Annotated in this window: 24 protein-coding genes and 2 tRNA genes; 3 read left to right on the forward strand and 23 right to left on the reverse strand. The window is 50.3% G+C overall.

The features are described 5' to 3' along the window. The first annotated feature begins 289 nt into the window (after positions 1-289). From GEOB_RS16640 to yedE, 3 genes are read left to right on the forward strand one after another with little or no spacing between them, the layout of a single operon-like run. Positions 290-1,141, forward strand: a complete 852-nt coding sequence (locus tag GEOB_RS16640) for a phosphate/phosphite/phosphonate ABC transporter substrate-binding protein (protein WP_268741657.1) — start codon at positions 290-292, stop codon at positions 1,139-1,141. Between the two features lie 7 nt (positions 1,142-1,148). Further along, positions 1,149-1,691, forward strand: a complete 543-nt coding sequence (locus GEOB_RS16645; RefSeq protein WP_012648420.1) for a tetratricopeptide repeat protein — start codon at positions 1,149-1,151, stop codon at positions 1,689-1,691. Positions 1,692-1,693: 2 nt separating this feature from the next. Next, complete coding sequence (gene yedE, locus GEOB_RS16650) at positions 1,694-2,758, forward strand: YedE family putative selenium transporter (RefSeq protein WP_012648421.1); 1,065 nt, start codon at positions 1,694-1,696, stop codon at positions 2,756-2,758. A gap of 11 nt (positions 2,759-2,769) precedes the next feature. Here yedE and GEOB_RS16655 read toward each other — a convergent pair whose 3' ends face one another. From GEOB_RS16655 to GEOB_RS16765, 23 genes are all read right to left on the reverse strand, one after another. Next, a complete protein-coding gene (locus GEOB_RS16655) occupies positions 2,770-3,657 on the reverse strand; it encodes a GeoRSP system SPASM domain protein (RefSeq protein ID WP_012648422.1) in 888 nt (295 codons plus the stop codon). Continuing rightward, positions 3,654-4,652, reverse strand: coding sequence for a GeoRSP system radical SAM/SPASM protein (locus GEOB_RS16660; RefSeq protein ID WP_012648423.1), 999 nt, complete (start codon positions 4,650-4,652; stop codon positions 3,654-3,656). Before GEOB_RS16660 ends, GEOB_RS16655 begins: the two co-directional genes overlap by 4 nt. Beyond that, positions 4,645-4,956, reverse strand: coding sequence for a GeoRSP system PqqD family peptide chaperone (locus GEOB_RS16665; RefSeq protein WP_012648424.1), 312 nt, complete (start codon positions 4,954-4,956; stop codon positions 4,645-4,647). The genes GEOB_RS16660 and GEOB_RS16665 overlap by 8 nt, the downstream gene beginning before the upstream one ends. A gap of 70 nt (positions 4,957-5,026) precedes the next feature. Next, positions 5,027-5,956, reverse strand: coding sequence for a cytochrome c biogenesis protein ResB (locus GEOB_RS16670; RefSeq protein ID WP_012648425.1), 930 nt, complete (start codon positions 5,954-5,956; stop codon positions 5,027-5,029). Positions 5,957-5,975: 19 nt separating this feature from the next. Further along, positions 5,976-6,554, reverse strand: a complete 579-nt coding sequence (locus GEOB_RS16675; RefSeq protein ID WP_012648426.1) for a type 2 periplasmic-binding domain-containing protein — start codon at positions 6,552-6,554, stop codon at positions 5,976-5,978. 21 nt (positions 6,555-6,575) lie between these two features. Then, complete coding sequence (locus GEOB_RS16680) at positions 6,576-7,208, reverse strand: carboxypeptidase-like regulatory domain-containing protein (protein ID WP_230198974.1); 633 nt, start codon at positions 7,206-7,208, stop codon at positions 6,576-6,578. A 62-nt stretch (positions 7,209-7,270) separates the two neighbouring features. After that, the gene (locus GEOB_RS16685) at positions 7,271-9,739 is read right to left on the reverse strand and encodes a right-handed parallel beta-helix repeat-containing protein (protein WP_230198975.1); all 2,469 of its coding nucleotides are present in this window, start codon (positions 9,737-9,739) and stop codon (positions 7,271-7,273) included. Between the two features lie 185 nt (positions 9,740-9,924). Next, positions 9,925-10,001, reverse strand: a tRNA-Pro gene (locus tag GEOB_RS16690). 5 nt (positions 10,002-10,006) lie between these two features. Continuing rightward, complete coding sequence (locus GEOB_RS16695) at positions 10,007-10,285, reverse strand: MerR family transcriptional regulator (RefSeq protein WP_012648429.1); 279 nt, start codon at positions 10,283-10,285, stop codon at positions 10,007-10,009. Positions 10,286-10,368: 83 nt separating this feature from the next. Continuing rightward, entirely contained in the window at positions 10,369-10,647 is a 279-nt protein-coding gene (locus tag GEOB_RS16700; RefSeq protein ID WP_012648430.1) for an integration host factor subunit alpha, read from the reverse strand. Positions 10,648-10,739: 92 nt separating this feature from the next. After that, the gene (gene pheT / locus GEOB_RS16705) at positions 10,740-13,145 is read right to left on the reverse strand and encodes a phenylalanine--tRNA ligase subunit beta (RefSeq protein WP_012648431.1); all 2,406 of its coding nucleotides are present in this window, start codon (positions 13,143-13,145) and stop codon (positions 10,740-10,742) included. A gap of 29 nt (positions 13,146-13,174) precedes the next feature. Continuing rightward, entirely contained in the window at positions 13,175-14,191 is a 1,017-nt protein-coding gene (gene pheS / locus GEOB_RS16710) for a phenylalanine--tRNA ligase subunit alpha (RefSeq protein ID WP_012648432.1), read from the reverse strand. A gap of 74 nt (positions 14,192-14,265) precedes the next feature. After that, positions 14,266-14,619 (reverse strand): 50S ribosomal protein L20, encoded by a 354-nt coding sequence (rplT, locus tag GEOB_RS16715; RefSeq protein ID WP_012648433.1) that lies wholly within the window; start codon positions 14,617-14,619, stop codon positions 14,266-14,268. A gap of 149 nt (positions 14,620-14,768) precedes the next feature. Continuing rightward, entirely contained in the window at positions 14,769-14,966 is a 198-nt protein-coding gene (gene rpmI / locus GEOB_RS16720; protein WP_012648434.1) for a 50S ribosomal protein L35, read from the reverse strand. A 21-nt stretch (positions 14,967-14,987) separates the two neighbouring features. After that, complete coding sequence (infC, locus tag GEOB_RS16725) at positions 14,988-15,509, reverse strand: translation initiation factor IF-3 (RefSeq protein ID WP_041267183.1); 522 nt, start codon at positions 15,507-15,509, stop codon at positions 14,988-14,990. Positions 15,510-15,521: 12 nt separating this feature from the next. After that, positions 15,522-17,432 (reverse strand): threonine--tRNA ligase, encoded by a 1,911-nt coding sequence (thrS, locus tag GEOB_RS16730; protein WP_195892556.1) that lies wholly within the window; start codon positions 17,430-17,432, stop codon positions 15,522-15,524. A gap of 73 nt (positions 17,433-17,505) precedes the next feature. Then, positions 17,506-17,580 (reverse strand) — tRNA-Val (locus GEOB_RS16735). 52 nt (positions 17,581-17,632) lie between these two features. Beyond that, positions 17,633-18,469, reverse strand: a complete 837-nt coding sequence (locus tag GEOB_RS16740) for a hypothetical protein (protein ID WP_012648437.1) — start codon at positions 18,467-18,469, stop codon at positions 17,633-17,635. Continuing rightward, on the reverse strand, positions 18,466-19,275 hold the full coding sequence (locus tag GEOB_RS16745; RefSeq protein ID WP_012648438.1) for a hypothetical protein: 810 nt from the start codon (positions 19,273-19,275) through the stop codon (positions 18,466-18,468). The genes GEOB_RS16740 and GEOB_RS16745 overlap by 4 nt, the downstream gene beginning before the upstream one ends. After that, complete coding sequence (locus GEOB_RS16750) at positions 19,272-20,018, reverse strand: ABC transporter ATP-binding protein (protein WP_012648439.1); 747 nt, start codon at positions 20,016-20,018, stop codon at positions 19,272-19,274. The genes GEOB_RS16745 and GEOB_RS16750 overlap by 4 nt, the downstream gene beginning before the upstream one ends. 96 nt (positions 20,019-20,114) lie before the next feature. Further along, complete coding sequence (locus GEOB_RS20625) at positions 20,115-20,771, reverse strand: prepilin-type N-terminal cleavage/methylation domain-containing protein (protein WP_012648440.1); 657 nt, start codon at positions 20,769-20,771, stop codon at positions 20,115-20,117. 255 nt (positions 20,772-21,026) lie between these two features. Then, positions 21,027-22,400, reverse strand: coding sequence for a sigma-54-dependent transcriptional regulator (locus GEOB_RS16760; RefSeq protein ID WP_012648441.1), 1,374 nt, complete (start codon positions 22,398-22,400; stop codon positions 21,027-21,029). 18 nt (positions 22,401-22,418) lie between these two features. Further along, positions 22,419-24,074 (reverse strand): two-component system sensor histidine kinase NtrB, encoded by a 1,656-nt coding sequence (locus GEOB_RS16765; RefSeq protein WP_012648442.1) that lies wholly within the window; start codon positions 24,072-24,074, stop codon positions 22,419-22,421.

Raw genomic sequence — 24,074 nt, forward strand, 5'->3', positions numbered from 1 at the left:
GGACGCCGATAGTCATTTGACCATTGATGCAATAGCGAGGAACCAAAGTCGAAATTGCCCGGAACCTTATATACATTATTAGCAATTGTCAAGATACATGTCTTACTGATCTTTTACGCCGCAGTTCAAAAGCATGACCCCGAGCCCAAAATTGTTGTTTAGCGTTGTTTAGTCTGTTAGATTACCTCCATATCCATTTTGATTGGAGACCCACTATATGGTCCACGGAATCTTCAGCAGGCATTATTTATTTCTGCTATTCATCCTGCTAATACTTGCGATGTCTTCGATGGCAGGCTGCCGGGAGCGGAGCAAGAGGCCGATGATGCGCATCGGCTATATGAATTGCAATAACGAGCAGGAGACAATGGCACGTTTTCAGCCCCTTACCCGTTATCTCTCGGAAAAGCTCAATGTTGATTTCGTGGCCGTCCCGGTTGATACCCATGATTTCGAAAAGCGATTCCGCGATGGCGAATTTGCCTTCACCCATACGAACTCCCTACTCTATATAATTCTCCGTGAGAACTACCAACTGCAAATTATTGCCTCCGACAAGCGCGGCAATTTCGGCTCCCGTACCGGCGGCGCCATTATCGCCCGCAAAGGGAGCGGCATAAACAAGCTGTCCGACATCCGCGGCAAAAGGATGGTCTTTGGGCCGATGCTGGCCCCAACCGGCTACCTTGCCGAGTACGACCTGATGCTGCGGTCAGGCATCGACCCGGAGAAAGATCTCGCCTTTTACGCCATCCCTTCAGGTTCATACAAACACGAAAAACTGGTTTACGGGGTGCTTTTCGGGCAGTATGACGTTGGTGCTGCCCCTCTGCTGGATCTTGAGGTTATGGCACGGGAAGGGAAAATATCCCCCGATGATTTTGTCATTATTGGCCAGACACCCCTCATCCCATACTGCACTTTCGGAGCAGCAACCAAGACCGATCCTGAGCTTGTCGCAAGGTTCCGCCAAGCGCTACTCGAACTGAAACCGACCGATACCGTGGAAATCAACGGCGAGCAGGTCAAGGTGCTGAAGGCTGCCTGGGCCGATGGATATGAGCAGCTGCTTGACAAGGACTATGACACGATTCGCGACATGGCCCGCCGTGTGAATATGCCCCCCTATCAAAAATACTGAGGCTCGTGTGTTTAAAGACCGATTCGATAAGTTGCTCTGGCTGTTACTGTTCATGGTATTTGCGGCCCTGGCCATGCTGATTGGCAGGCATACCTCATCCGGTAAAACAAACGCCCCAGCCGTCGCCACCTCAAAAGCAATGGAAAGGGAGATGGCTTTCCAGGCACGAGTCACCCTGCTGCAAAAACTATATGCTCCCGTGGAGGACCTGCGCCTGCGTGGTGACATGCAGGGAGCCCTCCTGCGACTGGATGAGCTCAACCGTTCCTACCCGGGTGAAGCCCACGGTTATATAATGAAAGGTCAGATCCTCCATCAGGCAGGGGCAATAGAAGAAGCCGTTTCCAGTTATGTCCAGGGCATAAAATTAAGCGGCAACTACATTGACCGTAAAAATCCCCTGTCAAGACGAGATGACGTAAAACGTCTTGTCGAGGAAGGACAGCAGATAATCAGGAGAGCCAGGGCTAACCCGGACAACATTTCCCTGGCCGCTGCAGTTAAAAATATCAATTACCTTAGAAGCCGCCTTGCAGGGGGATGTGAGTAAGAATGAATCTGAAAGACCGGCATTTCTGGATCATTGTTGTTACCGGTGCTTTGATGGGGACTTTCGGAGTGCTGCTCTCCGTCTGGGGTAATCCCGAAAACTCCGGCATCTGTGTTTCATGCTTTATCGAGAACAGTGTGGGGGCATTGGGTTTCCACGACAACTCACGCATGCAGTACCTGCGTCCTGAACTGGTCGGTTTTGTCTTGGGCGCCATGTTGAGCGCCGCCGCTTTCAGGGAGTTTCGTGCCCATGGGGGCAACAATCCGCTGCCACGGTTGATTGCCGGGATATTCCTGATAATCGGTTGCGCCGTCTTTATAGGCTGCCCTATCAAGCTGTTTCTCCGTTTGACAGCCGGGGACCTCACTGCTTTGGCTGGAGTTGCCGGCCTGGTTGCAGGTGTCTGGATCGGTCTCAAGGGATTGGCCAATGGTGTAGAATTGGGGAGTTCCGGAAAGCAAACCGGCAGCAGCGGTCTGCTTATCCCTGCTTTTTTTTGCATCTTGCTGCTGTTTATGATATTCCCGCCGGCATTCATCCTCTCTTCAGGCACAGGAAGCGCAGCACAATATGCACCAATGGCCGTTTCCCTTGGCGTCGGTCTGTTGCTCGGAGCCTTTGCCCAGCGAAGCAGATTCTGCATCACCGGTAGTGTCCGCGACGCTATTCTAATGGGTTTCAGGTCCCATATGCCATGGGGATTCTTGGCCTTCGTTGCTGCAGGAACTGTCACCAGCATCAGCTCCGGCAGATTTCATCCCGGTATGTTCGGACAACCGGGAGCCCATCTGGACCATCTATGGAGTTTTCTCGGAATGCTCTTGGCAGGCTGGATATCGGTGCTGATCGGCGGCTGCCCGTTCCGACAGCTGATAAAATCAGGTGAAGGAGACGCAGATGCGGGTCTGGTGGTCGTTGGAATGCTTATCGGCGGTGCCGTCGTACAATCATGGACACTGGCAGGAACCGCCGCCGGTGTTCCTTTTTACGGTAAAGTGGCAGTTCTCGCCGGCTTCATATTTATTCTGCTGACATGCTTGCTGAGCCGCGAGCGTCAAGACTGAGCAAAAAACGGTTAACGGCAACAGGGATCAGGTTCATCCCAGGAACCGCCGGCAAAATATCCCCTGCCACGGCACCCGCCAAAGCAACCCGACAGCTCTAAGCACCCGTCGCACCCTTTGGGCGTCTTCATCAAGTTCTCCCGCAAGCTTCTTTTTGCCATCGAATGCACAATTGATGACAGTGTCATCTCCTTGAGATTCCCCAAGGCCACGGGAAGAGACGGACAGGGGTAAACATCACCGCTGGCCGTGATGCTAAGCATGGTATTGGCTGCCTGGCAACTCCCTTCCGGAAAATGAAGGGTCGGGAAGAACACCCGCCACAAAAAAGGGTCGTGGATAACAACCTGCATTTTGTCAGGCTTGACCACCTCTTTTATTCCATCGGAGAGTTTCTGCCGCTGTTGCCTGTCCAAGGCAAAATAGCCTCCACCACAGGAGAGCCGTTGCATGGGCAATACCAGTGATAAACCATGATTGGCGCAGAACGAGTATATCTCCGGCAGCTGATGGTAATTATCAGCTGCAACGGCAAAAGAGATCCCTGGTACCGGTACGCCGGCAGTTCGGAAATCATGGCGATTCACTCGGGCAAGGTCTGCTGATTCTTCAATAGCCACATAGAGATTTCTAAGGCGGTAATGGCAGATCTGATCCAGAAGTGCAGGAGTAATGGTCGCCAGGGGAATGGTCAAAGAAAGGGCAATCTGAACCGGGGAAAATAATTCCAGTAATGGCAGGTAAATGGCGCCGGGAGTGGCCTTCGTAGCGGTGAGATCGAGACTGAGTATCTTCAGCACTATGATCTGCTCACCGACACTGAGACAATCATTATCAGCAGCGTCGGCAGGCAAATCCCAGTAAATCCTGATGGGAGTTTTCAGCTCACTGAAATTCATGGCTGCCAGCAGTGGGGATCGGGACTGTTGAAATCGCCGGTCAACGCAAGGGCACGGGCACTGCAGCCTCCAAGGCATTCATTGTAGTCGCTGCAGCCGACACATTTACCTGTCGCCACTTTGTTGCGCAGCTTTTCCAGAATCGATGAGCTCTTCCATAGCTCCCGAAGGTCGTCGGCAAGGATATTGCCGATGACGATGGGTATGAAACCGCAGGGGGTAATGTCGCCATTGGACTTTATGTTCAGGGACAGCTTGCCGCAGACACTCCCCTTGACCATGTTGTTGGTGTCATGCATTCCCAATGAGGCGATTATCGGATCATCCAGGGAGATGTCCAGCTTACGCCCCCGCTGTTTTTCCATTATCGCCTCTGCGTAAAATGACTGCCATTCCTCAGGTGTCAGGTCCAGATCATCCCTGTTGGAATAACCGAGGCCCGAACATTTGAAATTGTGGAAGTTGAGCTGCTCCACATGGAGTTTTTCCGCCAAATCTATGAGCGGAGCAACGTCACGGTGGTTCAACTTGCAGATAACTGTGGAGATGGAAGTCTTTATTCCTGCCTCCTGCAAGTATGCCAAAGCATTTACGGCACGCCCGTGGCTGCCGGACACACCACGGAAATGGTCATGGATGGCAGGAACGTGGCTGTCGATACTGATGCCCACCTTGCTGAACCCGGCCTCTTTCAATTCCAGGGCTTTCTTGCGGTCGATGAGGTAACCATTGCTGTTCATGGATACTCGCATGCCGCTTTGGGCAGCACAAGAAGCGATCGTCGCCAAGTCCTGACGCAGCAGCGGCTCGCCACCGCCGAAATTGACCGACATGACACCAGCCGTGGCAACTTTCTCAAGACACTGGCATAACATACTGCAGTCTATTTCTTTCATGGCATCATTGCGGCTATAGCAGTGGCGGCAGGCGAAGTTGCAGTTATTGTTGACAGCCCAGTTTATCGTAAGCGGTGCCTTAAGCTGAATTTCACCCATAGAAGATAAACCCTTTCTGTTCCAGATCCTGCAAAAACGAATGCACATCCTGAGACAGTACTGCTCGTTCTACCTCAAAGTCAGCCAGTAAGGAATCGATGATCTCCTCGACGGTCCTGCCGTCGCAGATCTTCCATATTTCGGTGCCCATCAGGTTCAGAGTAATCATGATGCCGTCCGAGAAGAGCAGCGAGGTGCCCACTTCGGTCACGTCATTCCCCTTCTCCAGCCCTGCGCTCGCTTCCAAAAGAGAGTCCTCTTCCTCGCGCCACATCACATCAGGGTTTCTAAATACCTTTTTCAACAACACGCCCTCCTTTATGGAATGTTGTATCAGCGACCAATGCATGAAAGGCAAAGGGCCGACAGGGAATTTATCTTTGTGCAAACCTTCGCCAAAAAGCAAGAACTGCCCCAAGACACATGATTGCGAAGCCGCAGAAAACAACAGGCCGGCCCGGATCTTTCACTATCTGAATGCCTGCGAAGGAGCGGCCATTTCCGTCGGTTCCAGTCTGTGTATGATAGAAACAGAGTCCCTGCCAGGAAAACGGTGCGTTGATTTCCGATGTCCCCGAGACAGGGGGCTTGTCATCACTGGATAGCTGAAGATCGACCCACATCCTCTTGAGCTGGGGATTTTTATAGGAGACAAGCTTGAAAGCATAAGGGAAATCGAGAGGCAGCGTGCTGTTACCGGAGGTGTCGGCTGTGCCGACGATCCCGTCCCCTTTGTGAACCACAAGTACCAGCCTGAGATTTTTGGGCTCAAAGTCCGTGACCGAGACACGATAACCGGGCAGTTCAAAACTTTCACCGGTGGCAAGGGTGAACAGGCCGTATTTTTCGTTACCCTGCAGGACACCGACGCGGACCGGCACCGGGTAATACTGGCGATTTATCTGCTTTACCCATAGCCGCATGTGGAATGGGGCATCCCTCTTCAGGTCCCAGCGAAAAGCCTCGTCTACAAAGGTGCCTTCATAAACGTTCACCGTGGCCACATAACCAAAGGAGGTGATCACACAGCCCAAAAGAGTAACCAGAACTCCTCCATGAAGAACGAGGGTCGATCCGGCTAACGAGCGCCACCTTTTCATGCTGCAGCATATAAGGTTCAATGCCATCAGGGCCAGCAGACTGACAAACAGTGGGCTTGAGTAAATCGCCCGTGATTCGGTGAAGGTTCCTGGTATTGCAACGATGGTCAATATACCGAAAAGGGCAATTGCCAGTTCCGTTGAGGAGAGACCATTGATAATTCGTGATTTCAGACCCGGTGGCAGCAAGACAGAACCTTTCATCCGCAAAGCAGACTGTGCATCAGATTAACTTCTTTGCCTTGAGATATTCCCGGGCCAGCTTGTTCGGCTTGTCCTCGGCCTTTACCATTTTGACCATTCTGGAATAGTTGTTGTCATTGACAATCCCGGTGAGCTTGTTGATCAATTTCGGTAGAGCCGGCAGATTGCCTAAAATCTCGAGAGAAATAACCGGTGCAACCAGCTGGCTGGAGCCATTGCCGGTCAAGGTGCCCAGTGGCTCGAGCCAGACAAGGTTGAATGTCTTGCGATGCTCTCTTTTTACAATCTCGAATGCAGTTTTGGCGTTGGCTTCCCTAGGTCGCTTGACCAGCTCCAGCCCGTGATCTGTGTTTTCAATGATCAATCCCACCTGGCCGTGCCTGACCGCATTGTATATTTCGGCCCCGGTCTTGAAGGTAAGGATTTTGACGGAGGTGCCGGTCCTCTCGGTGACAAGGACGGAGATCATTTCAGCAAGCAATTGATCATTGGGGGAGTTGGTGACACCGATATAGAGCACCTTGCCGACGCAAGCCCTGGCTTGGGTTGCCATAACGGCCAGAAGGGTAAAGATCACCAGCACAACCAACCTCTTCATAAAACATCCTCCTCGCATCAGCTATTTTGCCGTTAATACCACGTCGATTGCAATATCCGATTGGGATGATACTGCAGACAGCCGTTTTTCCAGCTTCATTCCAGGACCAGTGGGAAAGGTTACGGCGGCGCCGATAAAATATTCGCCGGGAGGCAGATAAAGGGTGTACAGGCCGGTTTCCTCGGTCCAGCCGGAGACATAATCGGGCAGCTGGCTCACCTCCCTCATGGCGTTGACCAGCACATACGCCGAGCTGACAGGCGCCCCCTCACCGTCTACCACCCTTCCACGGACCTTGACCATATCCTCTCTGGCTTTTTGTTTGCCCTTCGCCACCTGGCGTATATCGGCAACGATGAATTGCCGTTCAACGAGCCCTTCATCGGCATCAATGGCCACAGGTTCACCTGAATGCTGGGCCGCAGGTGACAGTGGACCATACTTGCCATCCTGGCGCACCCTTGCCACAGCCCAATATCTTTTGCCTGCAGGCAACTGGATGGTGTAGCTGCCCTCCTTATCGGATGGTCCGGTAATGAAATCAGCGGGGCGCCTGGTATTGGTACTGTCGTAGATGAAAACCTCGGCACCGCAGACTCCCTTGCCGGCCATATCGACAATTTTCCCGCGGAAGATGAATGTTTGCGCAGCCATATCTTCACCATAACTGAAAGTGACCATGAACAACAAAAGTAAAATTGCGAGTGCTGATTTTCTCATTGCACTATATTCCCTGTCTTGACCCGCTTTGAGAGAAATGGCTCAAAAATTACCACGCCTATGCCAGGCTCATTACGCCCGTCAAAAATGGTGTTAGCCGGGATACCCTCCCCCCACCAATTTCCGGCGGCATCCACATTTTCGTCGTTAAAGTCGCCGATCCTGACGTTGTAGCCGGTGTTGTCAAACAGGTTGCTGCCGTTGATTTTCAGACCACTGCCTTTTTCTCTGACAAATACACCCGTTTCATTCCTGGTTATGTCGCTCGCCTCAATGCTCCCATTGCCACGATAGGAACGGATACCTATGGAATTATCCCTGAAAAGGCACCGTTTAATGGATACCGGGCCGCTTCTGAAACGCATGCCGCCATTATTGTTGCGGAAAATGCTGTCGGCAAGGGACAGTTTGGTAAAATGGCTGTGCAGGCCCCATTGGGCATACTCGAAAACCGCATGGGAGATGACACTGCCGTTTGCATGCTCCAGAAGCACCTCGTCCCACGTACCCGGCAATTTTTTACCTGCGGAGGTGAAAATGACTTCGCGGCCTTTTTCACCTCTGGCAACGATTTTACCGTTGACTGTCATTCCTGAACCTTCGGCAAACAAGACTTTAGTTCCAGCCAAAAGAGTAAGAGTACTCGCCGTGGGAATCTGGAGCCTGCGATTTGCGATAATCTCGCCTTGCCATACGGTCGGAGTAGCCACGCTGGCCAGCGGCCAGACGAAGGGCACCGGTTGTGTCAATGGATTATCGGAAATGATGCGGCCTCGGGAAGGATGGTTTCTGCGATCAAAGATCACCCTGGCAGGCTCATCAGTCCCCCACCAGTTGTCCGGTGCTTCCACATCATTTGTACCTTCCTGATCAATTGCCCAGAGTCCGTTGCCCATGAAGCTGTTGCCGGTAAGGGTTCCGGTAAAGGAGAGCAACCCTAGTCCCCGTTCACCATTGGCGGCAATCTGGTTCCCCTTGATCTCGGCTCTGGTTTCCTGCAGATTCATCCCGTTGAGGCCGTTGTTCGCCACAAAATTTCCGAAAAGTTCTATATTGTCGGAATTTTTCAGGGATAAGCCTGTTTCAGCATTATTGGAGACAACGTTACGGTTAAACCTGCCGGAAAAAGTGTCAGCTACCATGAGGCCAAACCTGTTACCGTCAATCAGATTCTCTTCCATGACGGTAACCCCTTCCCTTAGTCTCAGCCCATCCCTCCTGTTGCCAATGAACTCGTTTTGCCTGACCTGCAGGTTACATCTGAAGAAGTTTCCCCCTATGTAATTGCTGCTGATCAGATTGCCTGACATATCGATAGTAGAGTTCCTGCCCTGGATGCCACTCTTGTTTTCATACAACCGGTTGCCATGGAGCACAACCAGGGATTCCTGAAATTGAATAGCGCGATAGTTTCCCTTCAGCACTGAATGCGTCACCGCCACATTGGAAAAATGAAAATGGAGCCCTCGATAGGCGCCCTCTATCTGGCAATACTCGATCAGGTTCTGGACTCCATCGCTGCCCATGATGTTTATAGCGTCCCAGTCAGTATCTGACCTGCCTTTTTCGGCCGAACGAAAGATAATCGGTTCCTTGGCACTCCCCTTGGCCAAAATACTGCCTTGTATCATCAGTCCATTTTCGCCAATCCCATCACCATTTGAATCTCTTCTGCTGAATTCGATGACAGTACCCGGAAGTATCGCCAGCCTGGCTCCTTCAGGCACTCGGATGATCCCTTTGACGATGATGTGCCCTTGCCAGATTGTGCTGCCCAAAAGCACCTCATCCTGGTAGATTCTACTGACAGGCAGGTCTTTTGTAGTGCTGAGGGGAATCTGAGCTGCCGGCTGCTGGAGATCTGCTGCATGGAAATCCTTTTTCCTGTTGTTGCCAATGGTGCTATTATGCTGCACGATCCTGGCACCGCTGAAAGCGTAGACCCCGAAATCATTGTCTGCAACAGTAGTGGATTTGAGGACCACAGAACTTTTTGGCCCGATTGCCGATACTCCATACCGGTTCCCATTGATTTTGCAGCCGTCCACTGTTGCCGTTCCCTCAATGACATGCAAGGCAGTTTCCGCATTGTCTATACTGCATCCACTGAGGAAAGCCCTGCCTCCATCCACGATCAAACCAGCCCATGAAGCATTTTTGGCTTCGCCAGGCGAAGAAAATTTGACCGGGAAAGTCCTTGTGCCCTCCACTTTCAATGTTCCACGAACGGTGATCTCGGTTAAGGGAGATATGTATTCAGGATCAGTCTTGGTAGTATCGGCGGGAATTATCCTTACAACAGTGCCTGGTTTGAGGGTCAGGGAGATACCTGACGGAACAATCACATCTTCGTTGACGGTGACTTCTCCCTGCCATGTGGTATCGGCAGTTAATAGAGTTGCAAACGCAAAAGCAGGAAATAGCAGGCACAGGGCAAAGGCAACCAGGAAGGTAGTTTTTTTCATGGGCAGAGTCATGGCTCTATGAAACTCGAAAAGGATGGGGTTGACCTACTGCAGCAAAATTAGATGGGCCTCAATATACTCCAATCAGAGCACAAAGGCAAAAGATGATTGTGATGGGGCACCAACAACTTCTGCGGACAAAGAAAAAGGGTCTCCGGAAAAATTTTCGGAAACCCTTCTCAATATGGTCGGTGCGACTGGATTCGAACCAGCGACCACTAGACCCCCAGTCTAGTGCGCTACCAGGCTGCGCTACGCACCGATATGCTACATTGTGTTTCTCAGATCCTGCAACTGGGCAACCGCATGCTGTATAATCTGCTTAAGCCTCTCGACTTGCCTGCTGTTTTCGTCGCCCATTGCTTCTAAGTTGTTAATTCTTTCTCCAAGCCTTTTACGGGCTCCATCTATGGTCAGCTTTTCATTATAAAGCAACTGCTTGATTTGCTTAACTACTTCAAGATCTTCCTTGGAGTAGAGTCTCTGTCCGCTTTTGCTTTTCTTAGGATTTAAATCGGTGAACGCGGTCTCCCAAAAACGCAGCACAGAGGGCCTCAAGGCTGTTAGTTCCGAAATCTCTCCGATTTTGTAGAATAGCTTGTCCCGAATTGAAGCATCCCTGAAGAGAACTACTGATTATTGATGGCGGCTTTAAGAACCTGACTCGGCTTGAAAGTGAGAATCTTCCTTGCAGAGATGGTAATTTCTTCCCCGGTCTGGGGATTTCTACCCCGGCGGTCTGCCTTTTCCTTGACGACGAAATTACCGAATCCAGCGATTTTGATTTTATCGCCCTCTTCAAGGGTGCTTTTTATAAGATCAAAGACAGTCTCGACGAGTTCTGCCGATTCTTTTTTTGAAAAACCAACCTTTTCGTAAATCCTTTCAACAATATCAGCTTTCGTCATAAACCCCTCAACTAAATCAGTAATTCGGTGGGCAGCCAAGTTCGACAGCGCGTTGGTTTATATCACAGGGGGAATCCATAATCAACCCATTTTTAGCGAATGGAGGCATTTAATTTTTGCTGCAGCATCTGAATAACCTGCTGGTGAACGGGATTGACTTCCTCATCCGTGAGCGTTTTTTCCTTGGAGCTGTAGCGGACCCTTATGGCGATGCTCTTCTGTCCTGCCGGGATATTACTCCCCTTGTACAGGTCAAAGATCTCTATCTGGGCAATCTCTGCAGCCTTAACTTTCCTGGCGCAATTGACGACAGCTTCAGCCGAGACATCATCGTCGACAAGCAATGCAATATCCCGGTAAGTATCAGGGAAACGCGAGGGCGCGGAGACGCTATGGTCCTCCCTGCGGCACTCAACCAATTTTTCGAAGTTTAACTCAAAATAGAAGAGCGGTTTTTCAAGACCGTATGCTTCCTGAACGGTAGGATGCAACTCCCCCAAGGAGCCGATCACATCACCGTTGCAGATTATAAAGGCGGATTTTCCAGGGTGATAGAACGGCTCAGGTTCCCTTACTTCAAAGGAATAGCCGGATACGTCCAAGGCGGCAAAAATATTTTCCAGGATGCCTTTGACATCGTAAAAATCGACCTCTGTCTTTGCCTGGTTCCAGCCTTCAGCACTGCGCAATCCTGTCAACAGACCGGCAACGAACGGAGGTTCCTCGGGCATCTCGTCTGCATGCCTTGGCAGGTATATGCGCCGCATCTCAAAGATGCGCTGGTTCAGGATGCGGAAGCTGGCATTTCTTGCCGCCGTTTCAAGCAGCCCAGGGAGCAGCGTTGTACGCATTATGGACTGCTCGTCAGACAGTGGGTTGAGAAGCTGAATTGTGTTGCGCCGGTAGTCATCTCCCGCAAGGAGTATCTTGTCATAGGCATCGGGGGCAAAAAAGCTGTAGTTGATGACCTCGCTCAAACCCTGACAAACAAGCAGATCTTTAACCGTTTTTGCACTGGTCAAATAGGATGACTTTGTTTCGGAAAAAATCCTTGCCTGTGGCATTGTCACCGGAATATTCTCGAAACCATGCAGCCTGGCAACTTCTTCAACCAGGTCGATCTCCCGCTCGATATCCACACGGTAAGAAGGTACAGTCACCTCCATAATCCCCTGATCACACTTCGTCACCGTGAATTCAAGCCTTTCGAATAGTTCCTTGATATCAGCTGCCGAAAGTTTAATACCGAGCACCTGGTTGACCCGATCGACACGGACCGGTACCTGCCTTTCCGGAACAGGCTGAGGGTACGCATCGACAACCCCCTTGGCAAGAGTTCCGCCGGCTAGTTCGACAATCAGGGAAGCTGCACGATCAAGGGCAATAGGCAGAATGTTCACATCGGTGCCGCGCTCGAATCGATGTGAGGATTCGGTATGAAGCCCCAGACGCTTTGATGTGCGGCGAATGGCCGAAGGATTGAAGTAGGCGCTCTCTATCAGAATATCGGTGGTGTCATCAGCTATTTCCGAATTCTTTCCTCCCATGATCCCGGCCAACGCAACGGCCCTGTCTCCATCGCAGATGGTCAGATCCGAGGACTGAAGGGTTCGTACCTGGCCATCAAGTGTGTCAAACTTCTCCCCCTCTGCTGCCTGCCTGACAACGATTTTTCCTTTTGACAGGAACTTGAAGTCGAAAGCATGCAGCGGATGCCCATATTCCATCAACACGTAGTTGGTGATGTCCACCACGTTGTTGATGGATCGCTGCCCGACGGCTTTCAGTCTGTTTACCATCCACTGGGGGGAAGGTCCGATTTTACTGCCTGAAACATAGCGCGCTGTGTAGCGTGGGCAGAGCTCAGGCGCCTCAATCGTTACCGAGGTGATGTCGGTCACGGCAGTTGCACCTTCCACAGGCCGAAGTTCCGGGTATTTCACCTTTTTCCCAAGTTTGGCGGCAACTTCCCTGGCAATGCCGATGATGCTGAGACAATCGGCCCGATTCGGGGTAAGGCCGATTTCAAAGATGGTATCCTTCAGACCGAGGGCTGAAAACACAGGCATGCCGAGCTGCAGATCCGCTGACAGAATCATGATGCCCGCCGACTCTTCGGCGAGACCAAGCTCTTTTTCGGAACAGAGCATGCCGCAGGATTCTTCGCCTCTTATCTTCGAGCGCTTGATCTTGAATTCACCGGGGAGAACAGCGCCGATCTGGGCCAGGGCAACCTTGTCACCCGCCTTGAAGTTCTGGGCGCCGCAGACAATGGTCAATATTTCGGCCCCGTTATTGACCTTGCACAATGACAGCTTGTCCGCGTTGGGATGCTGGTTTTTCTCCAGAACCTGGGCGACGACAACATCGTCCATCCCTGCGCCCACCGTTTCGACGCGCTCAACCTCCAGGCCGAGCATGGTAAGAAGGTCGGAAAGTTCTGCCACGGGCAAATCGCAATCGACAAATTCTCTGAGCCAATTATAGGTAACTATCATATTCTCACACTTTAAGATTTATTGAGAAACTAGAACTGCTTGAGGAACCGCAGGTCATTTTCGAACAACAGCCGCATGTCGCTGATACCGTACTTGAGCATGGCAATACGCTCGATCCCCATACCGAAGGCAAAACCGGTATATGCTTCAGCATCGTAATTGACATGCCGATAGACCTCGGGATCAACCATACCAGCACCGAGGATTTCCAGCCAGCCGGTGTTCTTGCATACCCTGCACCCCTTGCCCTTGCAGATGACACAGGCTATGTCAACCTCGGCACTGGGCTCCGTAAACGGGAAAAAACTGGGCCGCAGTCTTACCCCGGTATCCTTGCCGAACAGCTGGTTGATGAAGTTGGTCAGGATGCCTTTCAGATCGCCGAAGGTTATCCCCTTGTCGACCATCAGTCCTTCTATCTGGTGGAACATGGGTGAATGGGTGGCATCAGAGTCGCAACGGTAAACGGTGCCAGGGGCGATGATCCGCACCGGAGGCGGTTGCTTGAGCATGGTGCGTACCTGAACTGGGGACGTATGGGTTCGAAGCAGCAAGGTATCGCTGATGAAAAAGGTATCCTGCATATCACGGGCAGGGTGATCTTTGGGAAAGTTCAGGGCTTCGAAGTTGTAGAAATCATGCTCTATTTCTGGTCCTTCTGCGACCAGAAAGCCGAGTCCCGCAAAAATATCGGAGATTTCTTCAGTGATGAGGGTAATGGGATGCCTGGTGCCGACGGGGAGTCTTCTGCCGGGAAGTGTTACGTCCACGCGCTCCGAGCGAAGCTTTTCAGCCTTGCCGGCCTCTCGTATCTGCAATGCCGCAGCATCGATTCTTGTTTCGAGCTCAGTCTTGACCTTGTTAACAATCTGTCCGATAAGCGGACGTTCCTCGGAAGAAAGACTGCCAAGTCCCTTCATGACCGCTGTCAGCTCACCCTTCTTGCCGAGATATTTTACCCGCAGGTCCTGTAAAGAATCTTCGGTTGCAACATGCGCAAGCTCTGCTGTGGCTGCCGACAAAAGTGCCTCTAGTTTTTCCCTCATAGCATTACCTTGTATAAAAAAAGAAATGAGATGACTTCATCCCATTTCTTTTTTGAAAGTGTTTATTTTATGTGCTAAGCGTTGGCCTTGGCCAGCGAAACAATCTCGGCAAAGCCACGTGGGTCGGATACAGCCAGATCGGCCATTACTTTCCGATCGACCTCCACCTTGGCCTGTTTAAGACCATGGATAAGTTTGCTGTAGGAAATTCCGTTTATCCGAGCCGCTGCATTGATCCTGGTGATCCAGAGTGCGCGGAAGTCCCTTTTCTTGACGCGCCGGTCGCGAAAGGCATAATTCAATGCCCGGTCCACCGCTTCGGTCGCACTCCTGAAAAGTTTACTCCTGGCGCCCCGGTAGCCTTTGGCCAGCTTTAACACTTTGTTCCTTCTCTGTCTCGCTTTAAAACCTCTTTTAACGCGTGGCATACATACTCCTTTTGTTGTTTATTTGCCGGATCCGCAAGGGGAGACGTTTCCTCACGGTTCACGGACTTAAATCGGTCGGCAGGCGATGGACGGTGGTCGCCGGTGTTTTTAAACTATCAACCGCCGACAGCCGACCAGCGACCGCCTTATTACATGTAAGGGATCAGCTTGGCGATATTCTTGTGATCGACAGCCTCGACGATAGCGCCTTTGCGCAGGTTACGCTTGTTTTTCCTGGTTTTGGAGGTAAGAATATGGCTGGTGAATGCATGACTTCTCTTGATCTTACCTGTTCCGGTCTTGCTGAAGCGTTTGGCAGCGCCTCTGTGGGTCTTGATTTTAGGCATGGTCCTTCTCCTTATTTTCCTTTATTTCGTTTTCGTCTTAGGGGCGACAATGATGAACATGCTGCGCCCTTCCATTTTCTGTTTTACCTCTACGATTCCTATATCCTGCAATTCGGAAGCAAAGTTGTCCAGGGCACTCATGCCCAGTTCCTGGTGGGTAATCTCCCTTCCTCGGAACACGACGGTAATCTTGGCTTTATTGCCCTCTTCGAGAAATCTCCGAACATGTTTTATCTTGAACTGCAGGTCATGTTCATCGGTCTTTGGTCTTAATTTGACCTCTTTCAATTGAACCTGAACCTGCTTTTTCTTGGCTTCCTGCAGTTTTTTGCTCTGCTGATACTTGAATTTGCCGTAATCCATGATCCGGCAAACAGGTGGCACGGCAGTAGGTGAGACTTCAACCAGATCCAGCTGCTGGCTCTCGGCCAGAGCCAATGCTTCACGGAGTGGCAGGATACCAAGCTGCTCGCTCTCAGCCCCCACAACGCGAACTTCTTTTGCCCTTATTGCCTGATTGATGTTGACTGTCGGTTTAGCTATGACGCCACCTCCTCAATGAAAGCCTTTGACTTCCTTTTCTATAAATTCAATGAAATCACTACACTTCATGCTGTCAAGATTCTTGCCGTCCCGGAATCTTGGAGTAACCATGCCCGCTTCGACTTCTTTATCACCAATAACCAACATATAGGGTATTTTCTGCAGTTGAGCTTCACGAATCTTGAAGCCAAGTTTCTCGTTGCGAAAATCCTGCTGAACCCTGAGGCCAGCTGCACGTAACTCTGCATACACCTGCTGGGCAAAGGACAGTTGATTGTCGGTAACTGTAAGCACAACCACCTGGACGGGGGAAAGCCAGACAGGAAAACTGCCGGCAAAGTGCTCGATCAACACGCCGATAAAGCGCTCGATGGAGCCGAGAATTACCCGATGCACCATGACAGGGCGCTTCTTTTCACCATCTGCGTCGATGTAAGTCAGATCAAAGCGCTCTGGGAGCGTAAAATCGCACTGGATTGTAGCACACTGCCACCTTCTGTCAAGGGAGTCGCGCAACTTGATGTCGATTTTAGGGCCATAGAACGCACCGTCGCCCTCGTTGATCTCGAAAGGACGCCCGGAATCCTTCAGCGCGCCGAGCAGAGCATTGGTGGCACGATCCCAGTCCTCATCAGACCCAATGGATTTCTCCGGACGGGTGGAAAGCTCCATCTCGAACTCGAAACCGAAAACTCCCATCACATCCTGCACAAAGGAGATGACCCCCTTGATCTCGCTATCCAGCTGTTCCGGGGTGCAGAGTATATGGGCGTCGTCCTGGGTGAAGCAACGGACCCGCAGAAGGCCGTGCAGAACGCCGGCTCTTTCATGGCGATGGACTGTTCCCAGCTCGAAAAGCCTCAGGGGAAGGTCACGGTAGCTGCGGAGGCGGGACTTGTAGATCATCATGTGGGAGAGACAGTTCATCGGCTTGATGCCGAAGGATTGCTCATCCACCTCGGTGAAATACATGTTCTCGCGATAGTTGTCGTAATGGCCGGAACGCTGCCACAGGTCGGTCTTCAGAATCTGCGGCCCGACAACGATATCGTAGTCCCGCTTCAGGTGTTCCCTGCGCTCGAAGTCCTCGATGATCGTCCTGAGCATGGCCCCCTTGGGATGCCAAATGACCAGACCGGCCCCGACCTCGTCGGAAAACGAGAAAAGATCCAGCTCCTTGCCCAGCTTCCGGTGATCGCGCCGTTTCGCCTCTTCTATGCGTGCCAGATAAGCATCAAGCTCTTTTTTGTCGGTAAAAGCTGTTCCGTAAACCCTCTGCAACATCTTGCGCTTTTCATCGCCTCGCCAATAAGCACCGGCGATTGAAGTAAGTTTGAAGGCTTTGATATGAGAGGTGGAAGGAAGATGCGGTCCCCGACAGAGGTCGACAAAATCACCCTGCCGGTAAAGGGAAACAGTTGCAGCACCCAAATCCTCAATAAGTTCGACCTTGTAGCTCTCGCCCAGATCACCGAACAACCGAATGGCATCAGCGCCCGAAAGGACCTGACGTTCAATCTTCAGGTTGGCCTTGGCCAGCTCCTGCATCTTGTTTTCTATTTTTTCCAGGTCTTCGGGAGTAAAGGGGTGATCCACGTCGAAATCGTAATAAAAGCCGGTCTCGATGGCAGGCCCGATGGTTACTTTTGCCTCTGGAAAAAGAGCCTTAACCGCCTGAGCCATAAGGTGAGACGTGGAATGCCTGATAATCTCCAACGCCTCGGGACTCTTCTCGGTAATTATTTCAACTTTGGAACCATCCGGCAACACCGTTGCGAGGTCGACCAGATCACCATCTATCCTGCCGGCAATGGCAGCCTTGGCAAGACCGGTGCCGATAGAAGCAGCGAGATCATAGACCGACGCTCCTCTAGGAAGTGTTCTTTCAGAACCATCCGGCAGCTTTACTGTAATCTCGCCCATAACAGACCCCTTAACAGAAAGAGGCATCGAATCTCGATGCCTCCGTAGACCTCAGACCGGCAGGTTGTTTCAATGGTAGGCGCGGGCGGTTTCGAACCGCCGACCCCTAGCGTGTCGAGCTAGTGCTCTACCCCTGAGCTACGCGCCTGCTTGAAAACAGACCGTATTTTTAACAGGACATTCAGATGATGTCAAGGAATTTATTTGATATCTTTCTTTACCCGCCCTTGAGATTGCGGCCTCTCCAGACGCAGCAAAGGTGGATCCCAAATCAAAATGAACCCTTCGGCCATTTGAGGCAATGAGTGGATATAGTGGGGAACAATATCCGAAAGACTACGAGGATCATGCCCTCGCTCCTTTCGATACAAGTCCAAAGCTGACTGAACCTTCAGCGCATTATTGAAATTTTCAATTCCGCGGCGATAGCGCTTTTTCAGATATTCATCCTTTTCTATAGCTAGCATTACCTGAAGCATATTTCGCCCTGCGACCAAATTACCACCACGTCCCATAAGCATTCCGGCCATATGACCAAACCAGGGGAGGGCGTCGGGACGTTTCGACAAAGCATAGAACTCCTCAGCAGCCTTGGCATAGTCTGACATGTAATAGTAATAGTTAACAGCCTTGAAGAAACCTAGATACATGACATCCGGCTTAGTGGCAATACCGCGATCAAGTATTTTATTGGCACGCTCAGCATAATCGGCGGAAATCGGAGCAAGAAAAGACTCGCAGTAATGATAAGGATCAATAAAATCAGGATATAACTCTGTCATCACATCGAAATTCTGAGCCATGCTGTCGGCATAGCTCATTTTATCAACGCCTTTAAGAGGCCCCCCGGTAAAAACGGCAATTTTAACAAAAAGACCGAATGCTGCCAGTTGCTGGGCATAACCGGTGGCAACCTTCAGTACTGGAGCTGGTGGAGCAGGCGAAAGATAACTGTCGATCCATTCGCCTTTGCCCTTTTGCAGGCTCCACACCACCAGATAAAGCATCAGCAAAATGGTTGCAACAACGCGTTTCATTTCAGATCCCGCCGATTATAGATACCAGCAGCAAACGTCAGCACTAGAGCACAATACAAAATAACGTAGGCAAGATTTAGTGACAAGGTTGAAGCGGGGGGCCATTTACCTGCGGCGACTATAAGCCCTTTGTAGTCGAATCGGGAAAAATTTGGGAAGATCATGGTTAATCCGATCAAAAGCTTGCGGATCAACTGCGAGTCACCCTTAAAAAATTCAATGGCTACTGGAAGACCGTTACAGATGAGATAATAAGAAAGCGTGACCAGCAAAACAGTAAAACTGCCGCGTATCAACCCCGAAATAAGAACGATCGCACTAAGGGCCATTGCTTCGATACTGAGAACACCGCACCAGGACAGCACGTATTCAGCCCCGCCAAGGCGAGCGAAATATGCTTTACCAACCCAGGATTTTATCAGTACCAGCACGCCATAACCAGTCAGGCTGAGAAGAACGTTTAGCAGCAACAGGAGAAATAGAAGACCAATAAAAACACCGATAACGTATTCCGTACGGGAAATTGGATGGGCGAGCAAGGTATGAATGACTCGTCTGTCCTCTCCCCACCCCATCACCTGCACCGCGTGAAAGAAAAGGAAAAGCATTCCGGCACACCATCCAGTGATCACAACAAAGTCCGTTGTAACTCGGCCGATATCCCGTGGTACAAAGGCAAAGAAAAAAAGGCCGCTCACCTCTATGCCCAAGGCAAGCAGGACTAAGCCCAAGAGTGCGTTGCGTCGCAGTCCATCAACCAATATGAGTCGAGAAAGTGCAAAAATCCTTTTGAATATCGTTCTCATGATTGTGTCACCTCTATGGCGTGAAGAAAACCGTCTACTATAGAGGTTGTCCCAAAGGCCATTGACAGTTCCGAAGGCGTGCCTTCAAAACGTTTCTCACCTTTGTGAAGTATTAGCAGTCGATCTGCCAGTCGATCCACGTCCTCAAGTATATGGGTACAAAAGAGTATCGTCTTGCCTTGACCTTTGAGGTCCTGGATTAATCTGCCGATGCTCGCCCGACCTATCGGGTCAAGGCCGCTCATGGGTTCATCAAGGATAAGCAGGGAGGGATCATGAACCAACGCCAGCACAAAGCTGGCACGCTGCTGCATTCCCTTAGAATAGGTACGGATGGGACGTTTGCGCGCATCCCATAGTTCCAGCGCCCTGAGCCATCTTTCGGATTGCTCTGCGAGAACGGTTTTCGGCAGGTCATGAGCAGCACCGACAAAACGAAGCATATCGAGGATTGTCAAACTGGCAGGGAAGCTAGCGATCTCAGGAAGATAACCAATATCGTGACGCAGCGAACTCTTATCAGGCGAGCGGCCATTCAGTGTGATTACGCCCTGGGATGGGCGTATAAAATCCATGATCAAGCGGATGCAGGTACTCTTGCCTGCGCCGTTGGCACCGATGAGCCCTAGGGTTTCTCCCTGTCGGACGGAAAAAGTAACGCCCCGCAGTGCAGGCTGGGAAACTGAACCCAGTTCTCGTTCATAGGTCTTCCAGACCTCGACGAAGGAAATACTATCAACCATGAAATTCCCCACATCTTATCTCTTGATTTTTTACTAAAAAACAGGACGTCGGCCAATCGCCGACGCCCTGTTTTTTTTCAAGTTACATAGTGATTATTATTTGGCAGCCCAGTTGCCGGCGGGGAGACCAGGTCCAGCAACACCAGAGAAGTCGTCACCTGTTGTTGATGCGGGAAGGACACCAGCTCCAAGTGCAGGAATTGGTGTTCCTTCGGAGCCGGCAGCTGCCTTCATGTAGATGGCAGTGGTGTCACCGTCAACGCCGAAGTAGGTGTTGCCTGTAACATGCTTGGAAACCGCGGTAAAGGTAGTATTGGCGAGAATAGCAGCAGCGGCGAGATTGGTACCAGCCACTATATCGACATTGTTACCCAAGGGAATTTGGATACCTCTGGTCGCACCATTCGCATCTGTAGCGCTGATAGACGGGATAAAAGCACCACCAGCGGGATTTCCTGTTGGTCCAAGCAACATAATACCAGGACCACCGGCCCAAGCTAGGAACACTGGTGGAGCAGGTGCAACAGGCGCTGCTATGAACTGGGTTGCGCCAAAGACTTGTGCATCTCCGAAGAGAGCGGCCTCTGAGGTGGCCAAACCACGTACATCACTCTGAGCCGAGGCGTTGAAACCACGGGCACGGTAGGCAGAAAACTGCGGAATGGCAATGGCTGCCAAGATGCCGATGATCGCTACGACGATCAAGAGCTCAATCAGGGTAAAGCCTTCTTTGTTTCTTAACTTGTTTAACATTTTCTTCTCCTTTCCCTTTGGGATTGTTGCTGGACATGAACCTGCCAGGAATTATCCCGGCACATCAGGCAGCTATAAATTTTACTACTGCTGCTGCTAAAGATGTACCAATTGTTCACAGAAACATATATGTTGTAATTTCAAGGTGTTAATTTATAACTGCTTACCCTCTCAATGCCAAACATGGCAAAATGAAACATTTTACAGCTCCCAGAGTGACATTTTTCGTCAACTGCGTCAAGGCAATATTTGTCATTATTCCTCATCCATTCCGAATTTAGCCAAGCGATAACGGAAGGATCTAAAGGTCAATCCAAGGAGGGACGCCGCCTTGGTTTTAACCCCGTTGCTCTTTGTGAGGGCTTGCGTTAGAAACCGTTTCTCAATACTATCTAGATGGGCCTCAAGGTTAATACCTTCAGCAGAAAATTCAATATCGCCAGCAGCGGGCTCTGTCCTCTTATCGTTCAGCACCTGGCACGGCAAGGATACTTCAGTGATTGTCGTGTTTCCCAATACAAGACACCGCTCTACCAAGTTTTCCAATTCCCGAACATTTCCGGGGAAAGAGTAGTTCATGAGGGCCTTCAGAGCTTCTGGCGAGATGGCCCCAGCAGTGTCCGCGGATTGAGTAAGTTTGAAGTAAAAATGTTCCACGAGCGGCAGGATATCCTCTGTTCGTTCGCGCAATGGCGGCATGTTCACAGGCACTACATTTAATCGGTAGAACAGATCCTCGCGAAAAGAACCTTCTCTCACCTGCTGCTCCATATCACGGTTAGAAGCCGCTATTATTCTGACATCAGCCTTTAAGGCCGTTGCCCCTCCGACACGTCGATACTCCCGCTCTTGCAGGACACGCAGTAGCTTGGCCTGCAACTGCAGAGGTAGTTCCCCTATTTCGTCGAGAAAAAGCGTGCCGCCTTCCGCCTGCTCGAACAGGCCTGCTCTATCAGCTATGGCCCCAGTAAAGGAGCCTTTTTTATGTCCGAAGAGTTCAGCCTCAATGAGTGTTTCTGGAATGGCCCCGCAATTGACGGCAACAAAAGGCTTGCCGCTACGGGAGCTGTTGTAATGGATTGCCTTTGCCACAAGCTCTTTGCCTGTGCCGCTTTCACCTAAAATCAAAACATTAACTGTACTGGATGAAACCTTCTCGATCAGGTCATACAGTTCCCGCATTTTTTTGCTCTTGCCGATCAGACCACTGAAACCGTAGAGTTCCTGCACTTCGTGTTTCAATCGGCGGTTTTCCTTCTGCAGGCTGCTCTTCTCCAGAGCATTTTTTACCAGCACCTTCACTTCTTCAACTTTGAAAGGCTTGGCAATATAGTCATAGGCCCCTAGTTTCATTGCCTCCACTGCCTGCTCTGCCGTAGTATAGGCAGTAATCATTAAAACTGCCGTCTCAGGAGTAGTGCTCTTGATTCGCTCCAGGAGCTCCATCCCGTTAAGTCCAGGCATATTTACATCGGAAATAACCAGATCAAAGCCGCTGCTCTGAAGGAGACTTAAAGCGCAGGCAGCACTCTCACATTGTTGGACAGCGTACCCTTCTCTCTCAAGCAAGATCACGAGAAACTCTCGCATGCTCTGTTCATCATCAACAACCATGATAGTTGCAGCCATATTAATCCCCGCTATTCTTTATTTCTGCCGTTCCCCTACAGATTGGGGTAAGAAAACAGTAAATCTGGTACCTTGGTCTTGCTTACTGTCCACTAGGATAATCCCGCCATGGCTTTCAATGATTCTATATACCGTAGCCAAACCAAGGCCGGTACCATTAGCCTTGGTGGTAAAAAAAGGTTCGAAAACATTTTTTACATCCTGGGGGTTCATGCCCATACCGTTGTCTATAACCTCGATCTTTATCAGGTCACCGACAGAAATCCCGCTTGCCATATCACTGATAACTTCTGCTCTAACAGATATTTCGCCGCCACCAGGCATGGCTTCAGCTGCATTGACCAATAAATTCCAGAATACTTGTTTGCATTGCTGGAGATCAAAATCTATTTTTGTCCGTTTCGGAATGTGCATGTCTACGGAAATGCCTGTAAATCTATGATCAGCCTTCAGCAAAGATGTAAGGTCCTGGATTAATAATGCAAGATCTAAATGGATTTTTGCAGGAGGAGTGGGACGCGCATATTCAAGAAAATCTCGAATCAGCTCATTTAACCGATCTGTCTCACGCAGAACGATGCCAAGCAGTTGTTTGTCTTTGGCACAGGTGGCATCGCTCTGAGCAATTAATTGTACAGCACCGCTTATGGAAGCCAGTGGATTTCTTATTTCGTGGGCCATACGGGCAGAGAGCTCCCCGACGGCTGCAAGCCGATCAGCCCTTTTTAGTTTGGCTTCCATCTGCTTATACTGGGTCAGATCTTGAAAATCCAGTATGACACCCATCACAGAATCGTCTTTATCGGTCAGCGGCACAGATTTAAAGCCCAGTACCTTCTTTTTTCCAAATTTGTCGAAAAAATCAAGTTCGCCTTGTGTTGGCTCATGAAACTTTCCCATAAAAATAGCAAAATCGGGAATAATATCTACCAGTAAACGGTCATAAGCTTCATTTTGCTTGATGCCGGTCAATATCTCCGCATAAGGGTTGAAAACCCGGATTTTGCCGGCTTCGTTTATTGTCAGAAGGCCGCTGTTGAGCGTTGAGACTATTGAGCTGTTAAGCCTTTCCAGCTCTTCATAATCCACTACTTTGTCGTGAAGAGCAGTTTCACTTACCCTTGCACGTTCGGAGAGATGGCCGGCCAGGAATGCAGTCAAATAATACGCGGCTATGTTGAGGAAAACAGTATAGAAAATATAACGAATACCATACTGTTGAGCAGGGTACTGGCTCAAACCAAAAGGAATCAAGCTTCCGAAAAATTGCAGATCAATGATGCCGCCATAGAGAATGCCACACAACGATGCTGTATAATAGGCTTCCCTTCGAGCAAGGAAAACACTGGCATTGATGATGGAAAGAAAGTAAAGGAAAGAATAAGGGGAGTTAATACCGCCGGTGAAGATGAGAAGGAAAGTTACAAGGGCCAGATCCCAGATGATCTGACCATAGGTCAGTGCCTTGCTGAGTTTGTCGGAGACCTTTAAAATTAATAAGGAGACAATGGAAAAGGCATAAGTGGCAATAATTACCTTAATTAGACCATAGAAGGCTATGCCATTTATGGAATCAGGTCCATTCAGATTGAGGATGATGGTGGAAACCAGAAAAAAGGAAACCACCACCACCCTCAAAAAAATGAACCAGAATAGCCTTTTTTTATCCGACAT

This window comes from Geotalea daltonii FRC-32 (genome assembly GCF_000022265.1).
Classification (GTDB): Bacteria; Desulfobacterota; Desulfuromonadia; order Geobacterales; family Geobacteraceae; genus Geotalea; species Geotalea daltonii.